This is a genomic window from Nocardioides nitrophenolicus (assembly GCF_016907515.1).
Lineage (GTDB): Bacteria > Actinomycetota > Actinomycetes > Propionibacteriales > Nocardioidaceae > Nocardioides > Nocardioides nitrophenolicus.
In genome coordinates this window covers 5,769,871-5,787,182 of the sequence record NZ_JAFBBY010000001.1, presented here as the reverse complement: position 1 = coordinate 5,787,182, position 17,312 = coordinate 5,769,871, and the positions used below count along the sequence as shown (strand labels likewise).

The 17,312-nt window shown below is 71.7% G+C and carries 21 protein-coding genes; 15 read left to right on the top strand and 6 right to left on the bottom strand.

Annotation, left to right across the window (positions count from 1 at the left end; genetic code table 11):
* Positions 1-35 precede the first annotated feature (35 nt).
* The 10 genes from JOD66_RS27855 to JOD66_RS27810 all read left to right on the top strand — a co-directional run bounded on the left by JOD66_RS27855 (position 36) and on the right by JOD66_RS27810 (position 7,353).
* On the top strand, positions 36-401 hold the full coding sequence (locus tag JOD66_RS27855) for a hypothetical protein (RefSeq protein ID WP_205126149.1): 366 nt from the start codon (positions 36-38) through the stop codon (positions 399-401).
* Entirely contained in the window at positions 394-834 is a 441-nt protein-coding gene (locus JOD66_RS27850) for a hypothetical protein (protein ID WP_205126148.1), read from the top strand. The genes JOD66_RS27855 and JOD66_RS27850 overlap by 8 nt, the downstream gene beginning before the upstream one ends.
* A gap of 72 nt (positions 835-906) precedes the next feature.
* Entirely contained in the window at positions 907-1,566 is a 660-nt protein-coding gene (locus tag JOD66_RS27845; protein ID WP_205126147.1) for a helix-turn-helix transcriptional regulator, read from the top strand.
* A complete protein-coding gene (gene sufB / locus JOD66_RS27840; RefSeq protein ID WP_205126146.1) occupies positions 1,563-2,981 on the top strand; it encodes a Fe-S cluster assembly protein SufB in 1,419 nt (472 codons plus the stop codon). Before JOD66_RS27845 ends, sufB begins: the two co-directional genes overlap by 4 nt.
* Entirely contained in the window at positions 2,981-4,144 is a 1,164-nt protein-coding gene (gene sufD / locus JOD66_RS27835; protein WP_205126145.1) for a Fe-S cluster assembly protein SufD, read from the top strand. Before sufB ends, sufD begins: the two co-directional genes overlap by 1 nt.
* A complete protein-coding gene (locus tag JOD66_RS27830) occupies positions 4,141-4,476 on the top strand; it encodes a non-heme iron oxygenase ferredoxin subunit (protein WP_205126144.1) in 336 nt (111 codons plus the stop codon). Before sufD ends, JOD66_RS27830 begins: the two co-directional genes overlap by 4 nt.
* On the top strand, positions 4,473-5,231 hold the full coding sequence (gene sufC, locus JOD66_RS27825) for a Fe-S cluster assembly ATPase SufC (RefSeq protein WP_205126143.1): 759 nt from the start codon (positions 4,473-4,475) through the stop codon (positions 5,229-5,231). The genes JOD66_RS27830 and sufC overlap by 4 nt, the downstream gene beginning before the upstream one ends.
* 2 nt (positions 5,232-5,233) lie before the next feature.
* Positions 5,234-6,505, top strand: coding sequence for a cysteine desulfurase (locus tag JOD66_RS27820; RefSeq protein ID WP_205126142.1), 1,272 nt, complete (start codon positions 5,234-5,236; stop codon positions 6,503-6,505).
* Positions 6,506-6,508: 3 nt separating this feature from the next.
* Complete coding sequence (sufU, locus tag JOD66_RS27815; protein WP_205126141.1) at positions 6,509-6,973, top strand: Fe-S cluster assembly sulfur transfer protein SufU; 465 nt, start codon at positions 6,509-6,511, stop codon at positions 6,971-6,973.
* Positions 6,973-7,353 (top strand): metal-sulfur cluster assembly factor, encoded by a 381-nt coding sequence (locus tag JOD66_RS27810; protein WP_205126140.1) that lies wholly within the window; start codon positions 6,973-6,975, stop codon positions 7,351-7,353. Before sufU ends, JOD66_RS27810 begins: the two co-directional genes overlap by 1 nt.
* Before the next feature lie 8 nt (positions 7,354-7,361).
* Here the strand turns inward: JOD66_RS27810 and JOD66_RS27805 are convergent, their stop codons facing one another.
* The 4 genes from JOD66_RS27805 to JOD66_RS27790 form a co-directional block, all read right to left on the bottom strand.
* On the bottom strand, positions 7,362-7,862 hold the full coding sequence (locus JOD66_RS27805; RefSeq protein ID WP_205126139.1) for a hypothetical protein: 501 nt from the start codon (positions 7,860-7,862) through the stop codon (positions 7,362-7,364).
* 75 nt (positions 7,863-7,937) lie between these two features.
* Positions 7,938-9,161 (bottom strand): type II toxin-antitoxin system HipA family toxin, encoded by a 1,224-nt coding sequence (locus tag JOD66_RS27800; protein ID WP_205126138.1) that lies wholly within the window; start codon positions 9,159-9,161, stop codon positions 7,938-7,940.
* Positions 9,158-9,385 carry a type II toxin-antitoxin system Y4mF family antitoxin gene (locus JOD66_RS27795; RefSeq protein WP_205126137.1) on the bottom strand — a complete coding sequence of 76 codons (228 nt, stop codon included), beginning with the start codon at positions 9,383-9,385 and terminating at the stop codon, positions 9,158-9,160. The genes JOD66_RS27800 and JOD66_RS27795 overlap by 4 nt, the downstream gene beginning before the upstream one ends.
* A 171-nt stretch (positions 9,386-9,556) precedes the next feature.
* Complete coding sequence (locus tag JOD66_RS27790) at positions 9,557-10,057, bottom strand: SRPBCC family protein (protein WP_205126136.1); 501 nt, start codon at positions 10,055-10,057, stop codon at positions 9,557-9,559.
* Positions 10,058-10,098: 41 nt separating this feature from the next.
* Here JOD66_RS27790 and JOD66_RS27785 point away from each other — a divergent pair, with 41 nt between their 5' ends.
* Positions 10,099-10,725 carry an acVLRF1 family peptidyl-tRNA hydrolase gene (locus JOD66_RS27785; RefSeq protein WP_205126135.1) on the top strand — a complete coding sequence of 209 codons (627 nt, stop codon included), beginning with the start codon at positions 10,099-10,101 and terminating at the stop codon, positions 10,723-10,725.
* On the opposite strand, the gene JOD66_RS27780 is transcribed toward JOD66_RS27785, so the two are convergent.
* Complete coding sequence (locus JOD66_RS27780; RefSeq protein WP_205126134.1) at positions 10,709-11,164, bottom strand: GNAT family N-acetyltransferase; 456 nt, start codon at positions 11,162-11,164, stop codon at positions 10,709-10,711. The genes JOD66_RS27785 and JOD66_RS27780 overlap by 17 nt on opposite strands.
* Positions 11,165-11,251: 87 nt before the next feature.
* Here JOD66_RS27780 and JOD66_RS27775 point away from each other — a divergent pair, with 87 nt between their 5' ends.
* From JOD66_RS27775 to JOD66_RS27765, 3 genes are read left to right on the top strand one after another with little or no spacing between them, the layout of a single operon-like run.
* Complete coding sequence (locus tag JOD66_RS27775; protein WP_205126133.1) at positions 11,252-12,157, top strand: ABC transporter ATP-binding protein; 906 nt, start codon at positions 11,252-11,254, stop codon at positions 12,155-12,157.
* The gene (locus JOD66_RS27770; RefSeq protein ID WP_205126132.1) at positions 12,154-13,704 is read left to right on the top strand and encodes an ABC transporter permease; all 1,551 of its coding nucleotides are present in this window, start codon (positions 12,154-12,156) and stop codon (positions 13,702-13,704) included. Before JOD66_RS27775 ends, JOD66_RS27770 begins: the two co-directional genes overlap by 4 nt.
* A 10-nt stretch (positions 13,705-13,714) precedes the next feature.
* Complete coding sequence (locus tag JOD66_RS27765; protein ID WP_205126131.1) at positions 13,715-14,620, top strand: phosphotransferase; 906 nt, start codon at positions 13,715-13,717, stop codon at positions 14,618-14,620.
* 11 nt (positions 14,621-14,631) lie between these two features.
* On the opposite strand, the gene ypfJ is transcribed toward JOD66_RS27765, so the two are convergent.
* Positions 14,632-15,597, bottom strand: a complete 966-nt coding sequence (gene ypfJ, locus JOD66_RS27760) for a KPN_02809 family neutral zinc metallopeptidase (RefSeq protein ID WP_205126600.1) — start codon at positions 15,595-15,597, stop codon at positions 14,632-14,634.
* A 71-nt stretch (positions 15,598-15,668) separates the two neighbouring features.
* On the opposite strand from ypfJ, the gene abc-f reads away from it, so the two are divergent.
* Complete coding sequence (gene abc-f / locus JOD66_RS27755; RefSeq protein ID WP_205126130.1) at positions 15,669-17,267, top strand: ribosomal protection-like ABC-F family protein; 1,599 nt, start codon at positions 15,669-15,671, stop codon at positions 17,265-17,267.
* Positions 17,268-17,312 lie beyond the last annotated feature (45 nt).

Genomic DNA, 17,312 nt, shown 5'->3' with positions numbered 1-17,312 from the left:
TTGTCGCCGACGGCGAGCCGTCTACGCTGACCGCCGTGAATCCCTGGCTGTACGGCGTCGCGCTGGCTCTCGCCGGCGTGCTCGCCGTCGTCCTCGTCGTCGACCTGGTCCGCGACCGGGCGGCTCAGGACTCCCACTTCATCGGGCTGGCCGTGGTCGAGGTGGTCATGCTGGTGCAGCTGGTGGGGGGAGTCGTCGCCCTGGCCCGCACCGAGCGGGACATCGAGGGCGCGGTGTTCGTCAGCTATCTGGTCACCAACCTGCTGGTGCCGATCGTCGCCGCCTTCTTCGCGCTCGCCGAGCGGTCCCGGGTCGGCACCACGATCCTGCTGCTCGGGGTCGCGACCGTCGCCGGCCTCGAGGTGCGGCTGTGGGACGTGTGGGGTGGTCGCGGTGCCTGAGCCGTCCGCCCGCGGCGGCGCCGGCCAGCCGGCGCATCCGCTCTCCGAGGGCTGGGGTCGCGCCCTGGTCTTCGTCTACGGGCTGTTCGCGGTGGCCGCGACCGGCCGCTCCGCCGTCCAGCTCGGCCTGGAGCCCGGCAAGGCGCCGCTGGCGTACTCCCTCTCCCTGGTCGCCGCCGTCCTCTACCTGGTCGCCACCACCTGCCTGCTGCTCGGCGGCAGCACCGGTTGGCGGGTGGCCGGCATCGCGGTCACCATCGAGCTGCTCGGCGTGCTGTCCGTCGGCACGCTGAGCTATCTCGCCACGGACCTGTTCCCCGACAAGACGGTCTGGTCGCACTTCGGTCAGGGCTACGGCTTCCTGCCGCTGGTGCTGCCGTTCGCGGGGCTGGCGTGGCTGCGGCACACCAGTCCGAGCCCGACCGAGCGGTGAGGGTCACCTCACTAAGCCTTGCCTTCCTTGAACCGCCGGAATCAATAACGGCACACTGCTGTTGTGGAATTCGTGACCGAGACCGATCAGCCGACGCGTCAGCGCGTCGCGCGCTCGATCCTGGTCAACGGCCCGTCCACGGCGGCGGCGCTCGCGGAGCGCCTCCAGCTCACCCCCGCGGCCGTACGACGCCACCTCGACCAGCTGCTCGCGGAGGGCGCCGTCGACGCCCGCGACCCGCGTCCCGCCGGCACCCGCGGCCGGGGTCGCCCGGCGAAGGTGTTCGCGCTCACCGAGCGTGGTCGCGACGCCTTCGACCAGCAGTACGACGACCTGGCCACCGAGGCGATCCGCTTCCTCGCAGAGACGGTCGGGGAGGAGGCGGTGCGCGCGTTCGCCGAGCGGCGGGCCGCGTTCATCGAGCGCCGCTTCCCCGAGGTCGCGGCCGAGCACCCGGCGGCGTCGCCGGCCGAGGTGCTCGCGCTGGTGTTCTCCGACGAGGGCTATGCCGCCTCGGTCCGCGAGCTGCCGGTGGTGGGGGAGCAGCTGTGCCAGCAGCACTGCCCGGTCTCCCACGTCGCCCACGAGTTCCCCCAGCTGTGCGAGGCCGAGACCGAGGCCATCGGTCGCGTCCTCGGCACCCACGTCCAGCGCCTGGCCACCATCGCCCACGGCGACGGGGTGTGCACCACGTGCATCCCCTCAACACAGAAGGAGCAGGTCACGTCATGACCTCGATCGAAGAGCTGAACCCCGAGCTCAAGGGGATCGGTCGCTACGACTTCGGCTGGTCCGACAAGAACGACGTCGGCGCCAACGCCAAGCGCGGCCTCAACGAGGACGTCGTGCGCGACATCTCCTCGAAGAAGAGCGAGCCGGGCTGGATGCTCGACCTGCGGCTCAAGGGCCTCAAGCTCTTCGACCGCAAGCCGATGCCGACGTGGGGCTCCGACCTGTCCGCGATCGACTTCGACAACATCAAGTACTTCGTGCGGTCCACCGAGAGGCAGGCCCAGAGCTGGGAGGACCTGCCCGAGGACATCAAGAACACCTACGACAAGCTCGGCATCCCCGAGGCGGAGAAGCAGCGCCTGGTCGCCGGCGTCGCCGCGCAGTACGAGTCGGAGGTCGTCTACCACCAGATCCGCGAGGACCTGGAGGAGCAGGGCGTCATCTTCCTCGACACCGACACCGCGCTGAAGGAGCACGAGGACCTCTTCAAGGAGTACTTCGGCACCGTCATCCCGGTCGGTGACAACAAGTTCTCCGCGCTCAACACCTCGGTGTGGTCGGGCGGCTCGTTCATCTACGTCCCGAAGGGTGTCCACGTCGACATCCCGCTGCAGGCCTACTTCCGGATCAACACCGAGAACATGGGCCAGTTCGAGCGGACGCTGATCATCGTCGACGAGGACGCCTACGTCCACTACGTCGAGGGCTGTACCGCGCCGATCTACAGCAGCGACTCGCTGCACTCCGCGGTCGTCGAGATCATCGTCAAGAAGGGCGGCCGCTGCCGCTACACGACCATCCAGAACTGGTCCAACAACGTCTACAACCTCGTCACCAAGCGCGCGGTCTGCGAGGCCGGTGCGACGATGGAGTGGGTCGACGGCAACATCGGCTCCAAGGTGACCATGAAGTACCCGGCGGTCTACCTGATGGGCGAGCACGCCAAGGGCGAGACGCTCTCCATCGCCTTCGCGGGCGAGGGCCAGCACCAGGACGCCGGCGCCAAGATGGTCCACGCCGCGCCCCACACCTCCTCCTCGATCCTGTCCAAGTCGGTCGCCCGCGGCGGCGGCCGCACGTCGTACCGCGGCCTGATCCAGGTCAACGAGGGCGCCCACGGCTCGAAGTCCAACGTGCTGTGCGACGCGCTGCTGGTCGACCAGATCAGCCGCTCCGACACCTATCCCTACGTCGACATCCGCGAGGACGACGTGTCGATGGGCCACGAGGCGTCGGTCTCGAAGGTCTCCGACGACCAGCTGTTCTACCTGATGTCCCGGGGCATGGAGCAGGACGAGGCGATGGCGATGATCGTGCGCGGCTTCGTCGAGCCGATCGCCAAGGAGCTCCCGATGGAGTACGCCCTCGAGCTGAACCGCCTGATCGAGCTGCAGATGGAAGGTGCCGTCGGCTGATGACCGCCGAAGTCTTGGAGAACGCCCTCGAGAAGGTCGAGAGCCACCTCCACCCCGAAGGATCGTTCGACGTCGACGCCCACGAGGTGCCGACCGGTCGCGAGGAGATCTGGCGCTTCACCCCGCTCAAGCGGCTGCGCGAGATCCACGCCGACGCGCCGCTCGCCGGCACGTCGTACACGCCCACCTTCGACGCCCCCGAGGGCGTCAAGGTCGAGCGGGTCGAGGACGACTCGCTCAAGGGCGTCTCGGGGCTGGTGCCGTGGGACCGCATCTCCGCCCGCGCCCTGGCCGAGACGAAGAGCAGCCTGGCGGTGACCATCCCGGCCGAGGCGGTGCTGGAGCGCCCGGTCTTCGTGACCATCGAGGGCACCGGCACCGACGAGGCCACGGCGGCGCACGCCGTGATCCGCGCCGAGCGGTTCAGCCGGGCCATCGTCGTGCTCCGCTTCGAGGGCTCGATGACCCTGGCCGACAACGTCGAGATCGTGGTCGAGGACGGCGCCCAGCTGACCGTCGTGTCGATCGACGACTGGGCCGACGACGCCGTCCACGTCGGCCACCGCCACATCCGGGTGGGCCGCGACGCGCAGTTCAAGCACGTCGACATCACCTTCGGCGGCGACGTGGTGCGCCACGACACCACCGCCGACTACGCCGGCCCGGGTGGCGCGGTGGAGATGCTCGGCCTCTACTTCGCCGACGCCGGACAGCACATCGAGCACCGCCTCTTCGTCGACCACACCGCCCCCAAGACCAAGTCGAACGTGGTCTACAAGGGCGCGCTGCAGGGCGAGAAGGCGCACACCGTGTGGATCGGCAACGTGCTGATCCGCAAGGTCGCCGAGGGCATCGAGACCTACGAGGAGAACCGCAACCTGGTCCTCACCGACGGCTGCCAGGCCGACTCGGTCCCCAACCTGGAGATCGAGACCGGCGAGATCGAGGGCGCGGGCCACGCGTCCGCGACGGCGCGGTTCGACGACGAGCAGCTGTTCTACCTGCGCTCGCGCGGCATCTCCGAGAAGGAGGCGCAGCGCCTGGTCGTCCACGGCTTCTTCAACGACCTGATCCGTCAGGTCGGCGTCCCCGAGCTCGAGGAGAGCCTCGCCGCCACCGTCGAGGCCGAGCTCGCCAAGAACGTCCTCGAGGGTGCGCTGTGAGCTTCGAGCGCGTGGCGTCGCTGGCCGACGTGCCGACCGACGAGGCCCTCGGGGTCACCGTCGACCGCTACGACGTCGCGATCGCCCGCGACGGCGACGACGTCTACGCCCTACAGGACCTCTGCTCCCACGCCGCGGTCCAGCTCAGCGAGGGCGAGGTCGCCGAGTGCACCATCGAGTGCTGGCTGCACGGCTCGACCTTCGACCTGCGCACCGGCAAGCCCACCAGCCTCCCGGCGACCGAACCGGTCGCCACCTTCCCCGTCGAAGTGCGTGACGGCGACATCTACGTCGACGTCACCACGACCCTGAATGGAGTCACCCCCGCATGAGCACCCTCGAGATCAAGAACCTGCAGGTGTCCGTCGACACCGAGGACGGAGCCAAGGAGATCCTCAAGGGCGTCACGCTGACCATCAAGGACGGCGAGACCCACGCGATCATGGGCCCCAACGGCTCGGGCAAGTCCACCACGGCGTACTCCATCGCGGGTCACCCGAAGTACACCGTCACCGGCGGCGAGGTCCTCCTCGACGGCGAGAACGTGCTCGAGATGAGCGTCGACGAGCGCGCCCGCGCCGGCCTGTTCCTGGCGATGCAGTACCCCGTCGAGGTGCCCGGCGTCTCGATGGCCAACTTCCTGCGCACCGCCAAGACCGCCATCGACGGCGAGGCGCCCAAGCTGCGCACCTGGGTCAAGGACGTCAACGGCGCCCTCGACCGGATGAAGCTCGACACCCAGTTCTCGTCGCGCTCGGTCAACGAGGGTTTCTCGGGCGGCGAGAAGAAGCGCGCCGAGATCGCCCAGCTCGACCTGCTCGACCCGAAGTTCGCGATCCTCGACGAGATCGACTCCGGTCTCGACATCGACGCGCTCAAGGTCGTCTCCGACGGCATCAACGACTACGCCGCACGCGACGGCAAGGGCCTGCTGCTGATCACGCACTACACGCGGATCCTGCGCTACGTGAAGCCCGACGTCGTGCACGTCTTCGTCGACGGCCGGATCGCCGAGTCGGGTGGCCCCGAGCTGGCCGACGAGCTCGAGGCGAACGGCTACGAGCGCTTCACGACCGCCGGAGTCTGACCATGACCCTGGAGGGGCTCCTCCCGGAGCTGGCGGTCATCCGCAAGGACTTCCCGATCCTCGAGCGCACGCTCGCGGGCGGGCTGCCGCTGGTCTATCTCGACAGCGCCAACACCTCGCAGAAGCCGCAGGTGGTCATCGACACGATGGTCGACCACCTCGAGCGCCACAACGCCAACATCGCCCGCGCGATGCACCAGCTCGGCGCGGAGTCGACCGAGGCGTTCGAGGCCGCGCGCGACAAGGTGGCGGCGTTCATCGGCGCGCCCGAGCGCGACGAGGTGATCTTCACCAAGAACGCCTCCGAGGCGCTCAACCTGGTCGCCAACACGCTGGCCTGGGCGGGTCCGCTCCAGGTCGGCGCCGGTGACGAGGTGGTCATCACCGAGATGGAGCACCACTCCAACATCGTGCCGTGGCAGCTGCTCACCCAGCGCACGGGTGCGACGCTGCGCTGGTTCGGCCTGACCGACGACGGGCGGCTCGACCTCTCGAACGTCGACGAGCTGATCACCGAGCGCACCAAGGTCGTCTCGCTCACCTGGGTGTCCAACATGCTCGGCACGATCAACCCGATCGCCGAGATCGCCAGGCGCGCCCACGCGGTCGGCGCCATCGTCGTCGTCGACGCGTCCCAGGCCGCGCCCCAGCTGCCGATCGACCTCGCCGCGATGCCGGCCGAGGAGCGCCCCGACCTGCTGGCCTTCACCGGCCACAAGGTGGTCGGCCCGACCGGCATCGGCGTGCTGTGGGGCTCGCGTGCGGTGCTCGACCAGCTGCCCCCGTTCCTCGGTGGCGGCGAGATGATCGAGACCGTGCGGATGGAGGGCTCGACGTACGCCGGCATCCCTCACAAGTTCGAGGCCGGCACCCCGCCCATCGTCGAGGCGATCGGCCTCGGCGCGGCGGTGGAGTACCTCGGCCACATCGGCCTGGACGCGATCCACGCCCACGAGCAGGCGATCACCGCCTACGCCCTCGACGGCCTGCGTTCGGTCAAGGGCCTGACGGTGCTCGGTCCGCTCGACGCGGCCCTGCGCGGCGGCGCGATCTCCTTCGAGCTCGACGGCGTGCACCCCCACGACATCGCGCAGGTGCTCGACAGCCGGGGCATCGCCGTGCGCGCCGGCCACCACTGCGCCAAGCCGGCCCACGCCCGGTTCGGGGTGCAGAGCTCGACGCGGATGTCGTCGTACCTCTACACCGAGCCGCGTGAGATCGACGCCCTGGTCGAGGCGCTGGAATACACCCGCTCCTACTTCAAGTTGGACTGAGCGATGGCTGCCACCGACCTGGATGCCCTGTACCAGGAGATCATCCTCGACCACTACAAGAACCCCCACGGTAAGGGGCTGCGGGAGCACGCCGACCACACGGCCGAGGTGCACCACGTCAACCCGACCTGTGGCGACGAGGTCACCCTGCGGGTGCACCTGGCCGACGGGGTCGTCGACGACGTGTCGTACGACGCCCTCGGCTGCTCGATCTCGCAGGCATCCGCCTCGGTGCTCTACGACCTCGTGGTCGGCAAGAGCGTCGACGAGGCGATGGAGATCCACCAGGAGTTCCTCACCCTGATGCAGGGCAAGGGCGCCGTGGAGCCCGACGAGGACGTGCTCGAGGACGGCATCGCGTTCGCCGGCGTGGCGAAGTTCCCGGCGCGGGTGAAGTGCGCGCTGCTGTCCTGGATGGCGTGGAAGGACGCGACGGCGCAGGTCGTCGCGGGAGACGGAGACAAGTGATGAGCGAGTCCATCGACAACAGCGACCTGCCCGAGGTCCCCGAGGCCGGCGGCAGCACGAACGCCTCCTCCAACGTGGCCCTCGCCGACATCGAGGAGGCGATGAAGGACGTCGTCGACCCGGAGCTCGGCATCAACGTGGTCGACCTCGGCCTGGTCTACGGCATCCACGTCGACGAGAACACCAACCTCGTCCTCGACATGACCCTCACCTCGGCGGCCTGTCCGCTGACCGACGTGATCACCGACCAGACCGAGTCGGCGCTCGAGGGCCTGGTCAACGACGTCGCGATCAACTGGGTCTGGATGCCGCCGTGGGGTCCCGACAAGATCACCCCCGACGGTCGCGAGCAGCTGCGCGCCCTCGGCTTCAACGTCTGACGACGGGTCTAGCAGGGACCCCGGCCGTAGCGCCAGACGAACGCCGCGACGATCCGCCCCTCCGGCCCGCGGCCGGTCAGCGTCACCCGGTAGCTGCCGTGGTGCGCCGGACGGCGCACCCGGTAGTCGTGCTCGTCGACGCGCCGCACTCGTGCCGTGGCCCGGCAGGACGGGCTGGTCGAGCGCAGGCTCTGGTAGCGCGCCGTCCAGCGCCAGCCGGTCGCGGCGAAGGTGAGCCGGAGCGCGCCGTCGTGGCGCAGCGTCGGCTCCTTGCGCGGGCTGCGGTGGTCGCAGGTGCTGGAGCCGATCTCGCCCTCCGGGGTGACCACGTCGGGGTAGGTCCAGCAGTACTCCTGCACCGTCGGCTCGACCGCCCGGACCGTCGTGCCGACGGTGAGGCTCGGCAGGCCGGTGTCGCCCGCGGCCGCGGGTACGCCGGCCAGGGTGGCCAGCGCGGCCACCAGGGTGACCAGCGGGAGCGCGAGCGGGCCGCGCGGCAGCGGGAGCATCCCGCGACGCTATGTTCTCGCGACGCCGCGGCGTGGGGCTTCGGTCAGGAATTTACGAAACCGGTGCGCGGCGGGTCAGGCCCGGAGTCGCTGGCGTCGATGGTCGATCACCCGGCGCAGCTTGCGGATGCGTCCCGCGTCGAACGGGAGCCGGTCGAGATCGGGTAGCCAACGGTCCGCTCGGGCGGTCAGGTCGTCGAGCAGCCGGCGGCTGGCTCGCTCGGGGACGCCCAGCCGGAGGCCGAGTGCGATGAGGTCGTCGGCGCCGAGGCCGGCGTCGGTGCGTCCGCCGACGGCGAGCGCCATCGTGTTGTCGCCGTAGACCTGCGAGCAGGGCAGGTCGTAGGCGGGAGCGACACGCCACTCGCCGGATCCGTCCTGCAGCACCGAGAAGTTCTTGGCGTGAGCGTCGCCATTGCCGGTCAGGAAGGCGAAGGCCAGCTGACGAACGAGGTCGCGGCCGGCGAGGGCGGGTGCGTCACAGACGGCGCTGAGGGCTCCGAACACGCGGTCGACGCCGAGGCGGTACTTGTCAGCGGGCGGCCGTCCCGCGGCCTGGCACCCGTCCTCGACGGCCAGCGCGCGCACCGTGCCGTCGACCGTGACGCGGTCGAAGCGGCGGACGAGAAGACCGGGGGCTCCCTCCCGGTCGGTCACGAGCTCGTGGGCGGGGACGACGAGGCCGGAGCGGTGGGCGGCGCTGAGGAAGAAGGCCTCGTTCTCGACGAGGTGCGGATACTGGTCGACCGGATTCAGCTTGAGGATCGCGCGCTCGCCGGCCCGGGCGACGGGCAGGTTGATCATCGCGGCGCTCGTCTTCTCCTGGACGCCGGGCAGCGCGGCACGCTGGGCGTGCACGCCCAGCTCGACGAGAAGGTCGGCGAAGCTGATTCGCCCGATGTCCTCGATGGCCACCCGCGGTGGCACCTCGGCGGGGGTGGTGCCCTCGGCGACGGCCTGGACGTCCCCGATCGCGTCCGCGCCCACCGCGAGGAGCAGGGTCAGCTCGTCGTCGGCCGACGTCTTGGTCTCGCGTCGCAGCACGCCCAGGCGACGACCTTCGGGAAGCAGGCCGGCGAAGTACGCCGGCAGCGCGCCCCCGGGGGTGACCAGCGGATCCCTGGTGAGGGGGAGCGTGGTCGCGACCGGCTCCTCGCCGGCGTCGAGCCAGGCGTCGCGATAGCGGAACTCGATGCCGTCGCTGACCCGCGTGAGGGTGGCGGCCGCCCGGCCGCCCTTGTAGACGTCGGCGCGCTCGACGAAGCGCAGTGACGGCAGCTGTGCGGCGGCCTCGCTCACCGGATCTCGCTGTCGGCGCCGCGATGGATCTCCAGGTGGAGGCCGAGCGCGTTGAGGACCGCGACGACCTTGTCGAGCTGCACGGTCCGCTTGCCCTTCTCCAAGGCGTGGACGAAGCGCTCGGAGACGCCCGCCAGGTCGGCGAGCTCGTCCTGGCGGAGCCGCAGCACGGCCCGACGGGCGCGGACCTGGGCAGCCAGGTGGCCGCCCGGGGAGCCAGTCATCGGTGACCTCCTTCGGAAGGAACCGCACGAACGTGCGGCTGGAGTCAACGATAGCCAGTTCGGCGTGGAGAAGCACGCGGTTTCCGCACGTTCGTGCGGGTTGTGGCGGGACGGCGACGGGAGACCCCGCGCTATCCCAGGGTGGCCGCACGAACGTGCGGCTGACGAGGGTCAGGCGGCGTAGCGCGCGTCGGTGTAGCGGCGCAGGCTCCTCAGGAACCACCGGAAGGCCAGGTCGCAGGCCAGGCCGCTGAGCGGCATGAGGTGCCGGCCGGGGCCGCTGACGTCGAGGGCCAGGGTCCAGGTGAGCCGGCAGCCGCGCGGGGTCGGCTCGACGTCGTACCGCTCGGCGAAGGCGCGGATCGAGCGCTCCGAGGCCGCGTTGAACCGGAAGGCCATTCGCCGGCCGGGCTCCCAGAGCAGGAACTCCTCGGCACCCTTGAGTCCGCCGAGCATCGAGACCACGCGGGTGCTGCCGACGCCGGGCGGGAGCGGCGAGGTCCACTCGACGTGCCGGATCACCTTCGCCCAGCGCGGCCACGCGTCGGCGTCGGCGAACACCTCGAACAGCTGGTCCGGGGTGATCGCGAGGTCGACGCTGTTGGCGAAGCGGTGCGGGGCGGTGTCGACGTAGTCGATGCCCACGCGCTCGCAGGGGTGCAGGGCGGCCATGGCGTCAGAGTAGAACAGGTTCTTGTCGATAGGGTCCGGTTGTGCCCGAGGTCCTGGTCCCGCCCGCTCGCTGGCAGCGGTGGCTCGCGAACTTCGCGGCCTCCCACGGTGGTGTCGTGCAGGCGACCGTCGAGGGTGGCGTCCACGGCGCCGGCACCGACGGGTCCTCCTTCACCGCGCGGCTGCCCTTCTCCCGCGACTACGACGGGCCGCCGGACGAGCTGGCCGAGCATGCCGTCGCGCCGGCCGGCTGGGGCGTGCTGCTGGTGCGCAAGGGCGGCTTCGCGATGGCCCGGATCGAGGGCGGTGCGCTGACGGCGAGCAAGGTCGGCCGGCGGCACGTCCAGGGCCGGACCAAGGCCGGTGGGCAGTCGCAGCAGCGCTTCGCCCGGCGGCGGGCGAACCAGGCGCGGGTGGCCTACGAGGCCGCCGCCGATCACGCCGCGACGGTGCTGGCCGGGGTCGGCGAGGTGGTGGCCGGGGGAGACCGGGGCGCGGTGGACGAGGTGCTCGCCGACCCGCGGCTGCACTCGGTCGGCGTGGTCGGGCCGTGGCTCGCCGTACCGGATCCGCGGCGGGCGGTGCTCGAGCAGGCGCTCCGTGACGCCCAGGCGCTGGTGGTGAGCGTCCACAACGCCGGCGCCGCCGGGCTCAGAGCTCCCGGGTGAGGAAGACGCTGTGGGGGTCGAGGACGTAGCCCTCGAACGGGCCGCACTCGGTGAAGCCGCGGCCGAGGTAGAGGGTCCGGGCCGCGGCGAAGTAGTCCTCGGTGCCGGTCTCCAGGCTGATCCGGCGGTGGCCGCGCTCACGGGCCGCGGTCAGCACGTGGTCGAGGAGCAGTCCGGCGATGCCGCGGCGGCGAGCCGCGGTGGCGGTGCGCATCGACTTGAGCTCGGCGTGCTCGTCGGAGAGCCGCTTGAGCGCCACGCAGCCGAGCAGGAGGTCGTCCTCGCGGGCGGTCCAGAAGGTGATCGAGGGCGCGGCGAGGGCGTCGGGGTCGAGCGCGTGCACGCTCTCGGCCGGTGAGGTCGCGTACATGTCGCTGAGGTGCTCCTCGAGCAGGCCGAGCACGTCGGGTCGGCGCGGGTCGTCGGTCGCGATCTGCATGCCCCGATCCTCGCGTACGGCGGCGCGCGAGCCTCCGTCGAGGCCGAGCTCGACTCGGCGGAGGGCCCAGCGCTGCATCATGGAGCCATGACCAGCCCCCTCGTCGAGGTTCGTGGCCTCGTGAAGACGTTCGGCTCCTTCCGCGCCCTCGACGGGCTCGACCTGAGCGTCGAGCCGGGGGAGGTGCACGGCTTCCTGGGGCCCAACGGCGCCGGCAAGTCGACCACCATCCGGGTGCTGCTCGGCCTGCTGCGCAAGGACGCCGGCGAGGTCCGGATCCTCGGCGGCGACCCGTGGCGGGACGCGGCGAGCCTGCACCGGCGGCTGGCGTACGTTCCGGGCGACGTGAGCCTGTGGCCGAACCTGAGCGGCGGCGAGATCGTCGACCTGCTGATCCGGATGCGGGGCGCCGACCCGGCCGCCTCCCGGCGCGAGGAGCTGGTCGAGCGGTTCGCGCTCGATCCCACCAAGCGGGGCCGCGCCTACTCCAAGGGCAACCGGCAGAAGGTGGCGCTGGTCGCCGCGTTCGCCACCGACCCGGACCTGCTCATCCTCGACGAGCCGACCTCGGGCCTGGACCCGCTGATGGAGCAGATCTTCAACGAGTGCGTCGCCGAGCAGACCGCGCGCGGCGCGACCGTGCTGCTGTCGAGCCACATCCTCAGCGAGGTCGACCGGCTCGCCGACCGGGTGACCATCATCCGCGAGGGCCGGGTGGTCGAGAGCGGGCGACTCAGCGACCTGCGCCACCTCAGCCGGAGCCGGATCGTGGCCACCCTGACCGGCCCGGCCCCGGACCTCGGCGCCGTGCCGGGAGTGCACGACCTCGCGGTCGACGGCGGCCAGGTGAGCTGCACCGTGGACCCCGACGGCCTGCCCGCCGTGCTCACCGCGCTGACCGCCGCCGGCGTCACCGCCCTCACCAGCACCCCGCCCAGCCTCGAGGAGCTCTTCCTCGACGCCTACCGCGACCGCGCCGGAGCCGGGCGATGACCGGATGGCGGCTGCTGCTGCGGCTCGCGCTGCGCCAGGACCGGGTCCTCGCGCCGGTGGCGCTCGGCGTACTGGTCCTGATGAGCGTCGCGTCGGCGGCCGCGACCCCGGGCCTGTACGCCGACCAGGCCGACCGGGTGCGGGCAGCCGAGGCCATCAACGCCAGTCCCGCGATCGTCGCGCTCTACGGGCCGGTCCTCGACGTCACCAGCGAGGGCGAGCTGGCGATGACCAAGATGACCGTGCTCTACGCCGTGTTCGTGGCCGTGCTGTTCGTGGTCGTGGTGCGCCGCCACACCCGGGTCGAGGAGGAGACCGGCCGCACCGAGCTGGTCGGCGGCACCGCCGTGGGCCGGCAGGCGGCGCTGGTCGCCACCCTGCTCGAGGCCCTCGTGCTCGCGGTCGCGCTCGGCCTGCTCACCGCACTCGGCAACACCCTCGCCGGGCTGGACCCGGTCGGCTCGCTCGCCTTCGGCGCGCTGTGGGGCGGCACCGCGCTGGTGGCCGCGGGTGTCGGCGCCGTGACCGCCCAGCTCTCCGCGAGCGCCCGCACCTGCGCGGCGTACGCCGCCGGGGCCGTCGGCGTCCTCTACGTGCTCCGCGCGGCCGGGGACACCGGCCCGGCCTGGCTGAGCTGGCTCTCGCCGCTGGGCTGGAACACCCAGGTGCGCGCGTACGGCGAGGTGCGCTGGTGGCTGCTGCCCGGCTACCTGCTGGTGACGGCCCTGCTCGTGGCGGCCGCGTTCGCGCTCCGGTCGCGGCGCGACCTCGGCTCGGGGCTGGTGCCCACCCGGCCGGGCCCGCGGACCGGGTCCCCGCGGCTCGCGGATGCCTTCGCGCTGACGGTGAAGGTGCACGCCACCACGCTGGTGCTGTGGTCGGTGGCGGCGGGCGTCCTCGGCGTGGTGTTCGGCATGATCGCGCCCGGGGTCGGAGACCTGCTGGACTCGAAGGCCGCCCGGTCGATCATCGACGAGCTCGGCGGCGCGCTGGTCGCCGCGATCCTGTCGATCGTCGCGGTCGTCCTCACCTACTTCGCCGTGACCGTGGTCAGCCACGCCGGCCACGACGAGGAGGACGGGCGCGCCGAGCTGGTGCTCGCCACGGCGACCAGCCGCGGCCGGTGGTTCGCCGCGTCCGCGGTCCTGGCCCTGGCCGGCACCGCCTGGCTGCTGCTGGTGACCGGCGCCGGGCTGTGGCTCGGGTACGTCGCCGCCGACGGTCCCGGGATCGGCAACCTGCTCGTCGCGGCGCTCGCCTGGGCGCCCGCCGCCTGGGCGGTGGCCGCGCTCGCCGTGCTGTCGCTCGCCGCCGGCCTGCGCTGGTCGGTCCTGGTCTGGGCCTGGCCGGCTGCCTGCCTGACCCTGAGCCTGCTCGGCGACCTGCTGGACCTCCCGGGCTGGCTGACCGGCCTCTCGCCGTACGCGCACGTGCCGTCGGTGCCCGCCGAGACGTGGAGCTGGGGGAGCGCGGCGGGACTGAGCGCGGTGGCCGCCGCGCTGCTTACCGTGGCGTGGTGGCGGTTCCGCGAGCGCGACATCGGCTAGTTTGCCCACCATGTGGCAGCCCGAGCCCGACTGGGTGGCGCTCCCCGGCGGCACGGGGACGTCCACCGTCGGCGTGTGGCGCACCGCGCTCGGCGGGCGGCCCGTGGTGGTGAAGCGGCTTGCCGCGCCCGCGCCGGGGGATCCGGCCGGGCTCTCCGAGCGCGGTCATGCCGGGTACTGGCGCCGCGAGGCCGACGTCCTGCTGACCGGGCTCACCGCGGCCACGCCCGGCCTGCGCTCGGCGGAGGCGTCGGTCGAGGAGGACCCGGACGGCGTCACCATCGTCCGGGACTGGGTCGAGGACGCCGCGTCGAGCGGGCTGTTCCTGGCCCTGTCGCTGGGCCGGTTCGCCGGCGCTGACCTCGGCCACCCGGCATTTCTCGCGAGCTCGCTGCTCCGTGACCGGATGGCCCGGGTGGCCCGGCGAGGCGGCTGGCCGACCCTGGCCCGCACCACCGTCGCCGATGTCGCCGAGCATCTGTGGACCCACCGCGAGCGGATGCTGAGCCTGCTCGACGTGCTGCCCCAGGTCCCGCAGCACGGCGACCCGACCGCGCTCAACATCCCCGGCCGGGCCGGCGACGACGCGCTCGCCATCGACTGGGGCACGCTCGGCCACGGCCCCGCCGGCGGTGACCTGGGCTACCTGTCGCTGTCGTCGCGCGAGGAGTTCGAGCCGCTGCTCGACGCCTACCTGCTGGGCCTGCCCGACGGTGTCGCGGACCGCGACAGCGTGCTCCTCGGCGCCCAGGTGGTCTCCGTCTACACCGCACTCAACCGCGCCGAGTGGGCGCTGGCGCGGGTCGCCGGCGGCGAGGGGGCGCTGGCCGGCAAGTACCGGCACCCGGCCGTGGCGCCGCACCTGCGCGCGCTGCAGCGCACCTTCGCGCACATGGAGGCCCTGCTGGACCTCTAGCCTCCTCGGCGTCAGACCTTGGGGGCCGAGAAGGTGTCGCAGGCGTCGATGGTGCCCTCCTGGAAGCCCACCATGAACCACTTCTGCCGCTGGGCCGACGAGCCGTGGGTCCAGGCCTCCTGGTCGACGCGGCCGCCGGCCCGCTTCTGGATGTAGTCGTCGCCCACCGACTTCGCGGCCTCGATGGCCTGGTTGATGTCGTCCTGGGTCAGGTCGAGGATCAGCTTCTCGCCCGACGCGTCCTCGGTGGTGGTGGCGTGCTTGGCCCACATGCCGGCGTAGCAGTCGGCCTGCAGCTCGAGGCGGACGCCGTCGCTCTGCGGCCCGGTCTGCTGGCTGCGGACCTTGGCCATGAAGCCGAGCAGGTTGGAGATGTGGTGGCCGTACTCGTGGGCGAGGACGTAGAACTCGACGAAGCTGCCGTCGGGACCGCCGAGCTGGGCCTCCAGCACGTCGTCGAAGAAGGTGGTGTCGAGGTAGATCGTCTCGTCGCTGGGGCAGTAGAACGGCCCGACCGCCGAGGACGCCGCGCCACAGCCGGTGTTGACGGAGCCGGTGAAGGTCACCACGGCCTGCTCGGGGCGGAACTCGCCGCCGAGCTCGCTGCGCCAGTAGGAGGTCAGCGAGTTCTCGATCGCGACCCGGGCGCAGTCCTGGCTGTTGTTGGCGTCCTCGCCGGTCTGGCACCCGGCGTAGCGGTCCGTGCCCTCCTGGGCGTCGCTGAGCCGGGACGGCGAGTAGACGTTGCCGAGCCCGCCGGTGCCGCCCCCGCCGCCGCTGAGCGGGTTGCCGCCGAGCAGGAGGGTGACCACCACGACCAGGATCACGCCGATCAGGCCGCCGACGCCGCCCTTGCCGCCCGGGATGGGGAGCCGCATGCCCCCGCCCCCGAGACCGCCACCCAGGCCACCACCGCCGCCGGAGCCGGCGTCGCGGACCCGGGACTGGTCGAGGCGGGCCTTCGGATTGAATCGCACCACGGCAGCACCCTAGAGGACGGCACCGCCATTTAGGGGGCGCCGAACGGGCGTGGGAGAATGGCCGCCTCATGATCACGGTGCACCAGCTCGAGGTACGCGTCGGTGCGCGGCTCCTCATGGACGACGTCAGCTTCCGGGTCGGCCCCGGCGACAAGGTCGGCCTGGTCGGCCGCAACGGCGCCGGCAAGACCACCCTCACCAAGGTGCTGGCCGGCGACGCGCTGCCGGCGAGCGGCTCGGTCACCAACTCCGGCGAGCTCGGCTACCTCCCGCAGGATCCCCGGGTCGGTGACCCCGAGGTGATCGTCCGCGACCGGATCCTGTCGGCGCGCGGCCTCGACGACGCCGTACGACGGATGCGGGCCGCCGAGGTCGCGATGGCCTCCGACGACCCCGGCGAGCGCGACAAGGCGTTCCGCAAGTTCCAGCGCGCGCAGGACGAGCTCGACGCCGGGGGTGGGTACGCCGCCGAGACCGAGGCGCTCCAGATCGCGCAGAGCCTCGGCATCCCCGACCGCCTGATGGAGCAGCCCCTCGGCACCCTGTCGGGCGGCCAGCGGCGCCGCGTCGAGCTGGCCCGGATCCTGTTCTCCAGCGCCGAGGTGCTGGTGCTCGACGAGCCGACCAACCACCTCGACGCCGACTCGATCCTGTGGCTGCGGGACTGGATGAAGTCCTACAAGGGCGGCTTCATCGTGATCAGCCACGACAACGACCTGCTCGAGGAGACCGTCAACAAGGTCTTCCACCTCGACGCCAACCGCGCGGTCATCGACGTCTACAACATGGGCTGGAAGAACTACCTCACCCAGCGCGAGACCGACGAGGCGCGGCGCAAGCGCGAGCTGATGAACGCCCAGAACAAGGCGAAGACGCTCACCGACCAGGCCAACAAGATGCGGGCCAAGGCGACCAAGGCCTCGGCCGCCCAGCAGATGCTCAAGCGGGCCGAGAAGCTGATGGAGGGCGTCGAGGGCGAGCGCCAGGCCGACAAGGTGGCCGCGATCAAGTTCCCCACCCCGGCCGCCTGCGGCAAGACCCCGCTCTCGGCGCACGACCTGTCGAAGTCCTATGGCGCGCTGGAGATCTTCACCGCCGTCGACCTGGCCATCGACAAGGGCTCGCGCGTGGTCATCCTCGGCCTCAACGGCGCCGGCAAGACCACGATGCTGCGGATCCTCGCGGGCGTCGACAAGCCCGACACCGGCGAGGTCGTCGCCGGGCACGGCCTGAAGGTCGGCTACTACGCCCAGGAGCACGAGACCCTCGACGTCTCCCGCACCGTCCTCGAGAACATGCAGTCCGCGGCGCCCCAGCTGACCGACACCGAGGCCCGCTCGGTCCTGGGCTCGTTCCTGTTCTCCGGCGACGACGTGCACAAGCCGGCCGGCGTCCTCTCCGGCGGCGAGAAGACCCGGCTCGCCCTCGCCTCGCTCGTCGTCTCGGCCGCCAACGTGCTGCTCCTCGACGAGCCCACCAACAACCTCGACCCGGCCTCCCGCGAGGAGGTGCTCAACGCGATCCGGCGCTACGAGGGCGCGATCGTGCTGGTCACCCACGACGAGGGGGCGGTGCACGCGCTGGAGCCGGACCGGGTGCTGATCCTGCCCGACGGTGTCGAGGACCTGTGGAGCCCGGACTACGCGGACCTGGTGGCGCTGGCCTGACCCTGGGCTCGTCGTACCCGGCGATCGGGTCGTCGGATCGACGAG

Excerpts from the sequence above, each read along its gene's own strand:
- JOD66_RS27775 (WP_205126133.1), top strand. The coding sequence starts at position 11,252 with ATGACCAGCCCCCTCGTCGAGGTTCGTGGCCTCGTGAAGACGTTCGGC.
- JOD66_RS27810 (WP_205126140.1), top strand. The coding sequence starts at position 6,973 with ATGAGCGAGTCCATCGACAACAGCGACCTGCCCGAGGTCCCCGAGGCC.
- JOD66_RS27765 (WP_205126131.1), top strand. The coding sequence starts at position 13,715 with ATGTGGCAGCCCGAGCCCGACTGGGTGGCGCTCCCCGGCGGCACGGGG.
- JOD66_RS27805 (WP_205126139.1), bottom strand. The coding sequence starts at position 7,862 with ATGCTCCCGCTGCCGCGCGGCCCGCTCGCGCTCCCGCTGGTCACCCTG.
- sufU (WP_205126141.1), top strand. The coding sequence starts at position 6,509 with ATGGCTGCCACCGACCTGGATGCCCTGTACCAGGAGATCATCCTCGAC.
- sufC (WP_205126143.1), top strand. The coding sequence starts at position 4,473 with ATGAGCACCCTCGAGATCAAGAACCTGCAGGTGTCCGTCGACACCGAG.
- JOD66_RS27780 (WP_205126134.1), bottom strand. The coding sequence starts at position 11,164 with ATGCAGATCGCGACCGACGACCCGCGCCGACCCGACGTGCTCGGCCTG.
- sufD (WP_205126145.1), top strand. The coding sequence starts at position 2,981 with ATGACCGCCGAAGTCTTGGAGAACGCCCTCGAGAAGGTCGAGAGCCAC.
- JOD66_RS27770 (WP_205126132.1), top strand. The coding sequence starts at position 12,154 with ATGACCGGATGGCGGCTGCTGCTGCGGCTCGCGCTGCGCCAGGACCGG.
- JOD66_RS27820 (WP_205126142.1), top strand. The coding sequence starts at position 5,234 with ATGACCCTGGAGGGGCTCCTCCCGGAGCTGGCGGTCATCCGCAAGGAC.
- sufB (WP_205126146.1), top strand. The coding sequence starts at position 1,563 with ATGACCTCGATCGAAGAGCTGAACCCCGAGCTCAAGGGGATCGGTCGC.
- JOD66_RS27790 (WP_205126136.1), bottom strand. The coding sequence starts at position 10,057 with ATGGCCGCCCTGCACCCCTGCGAGCGCGTGGGCATCGACTACGTCGAC.
- JOD66_RS27795 (WP_205126137.1), bottom strand. The coding sequence starts at position 9,385 with ATGACTGGCTCCCCGGGCGGCCACCTGGCTGCCCAGGTCCGCGCCCGT.
- abc-f (WP_205126130.1), top strand. The coding sequence starts at position 15,669 with ATGATCACGGTGCACCAGCTCGAGGTACGCGTCGGTGCGCGGCTCCTC.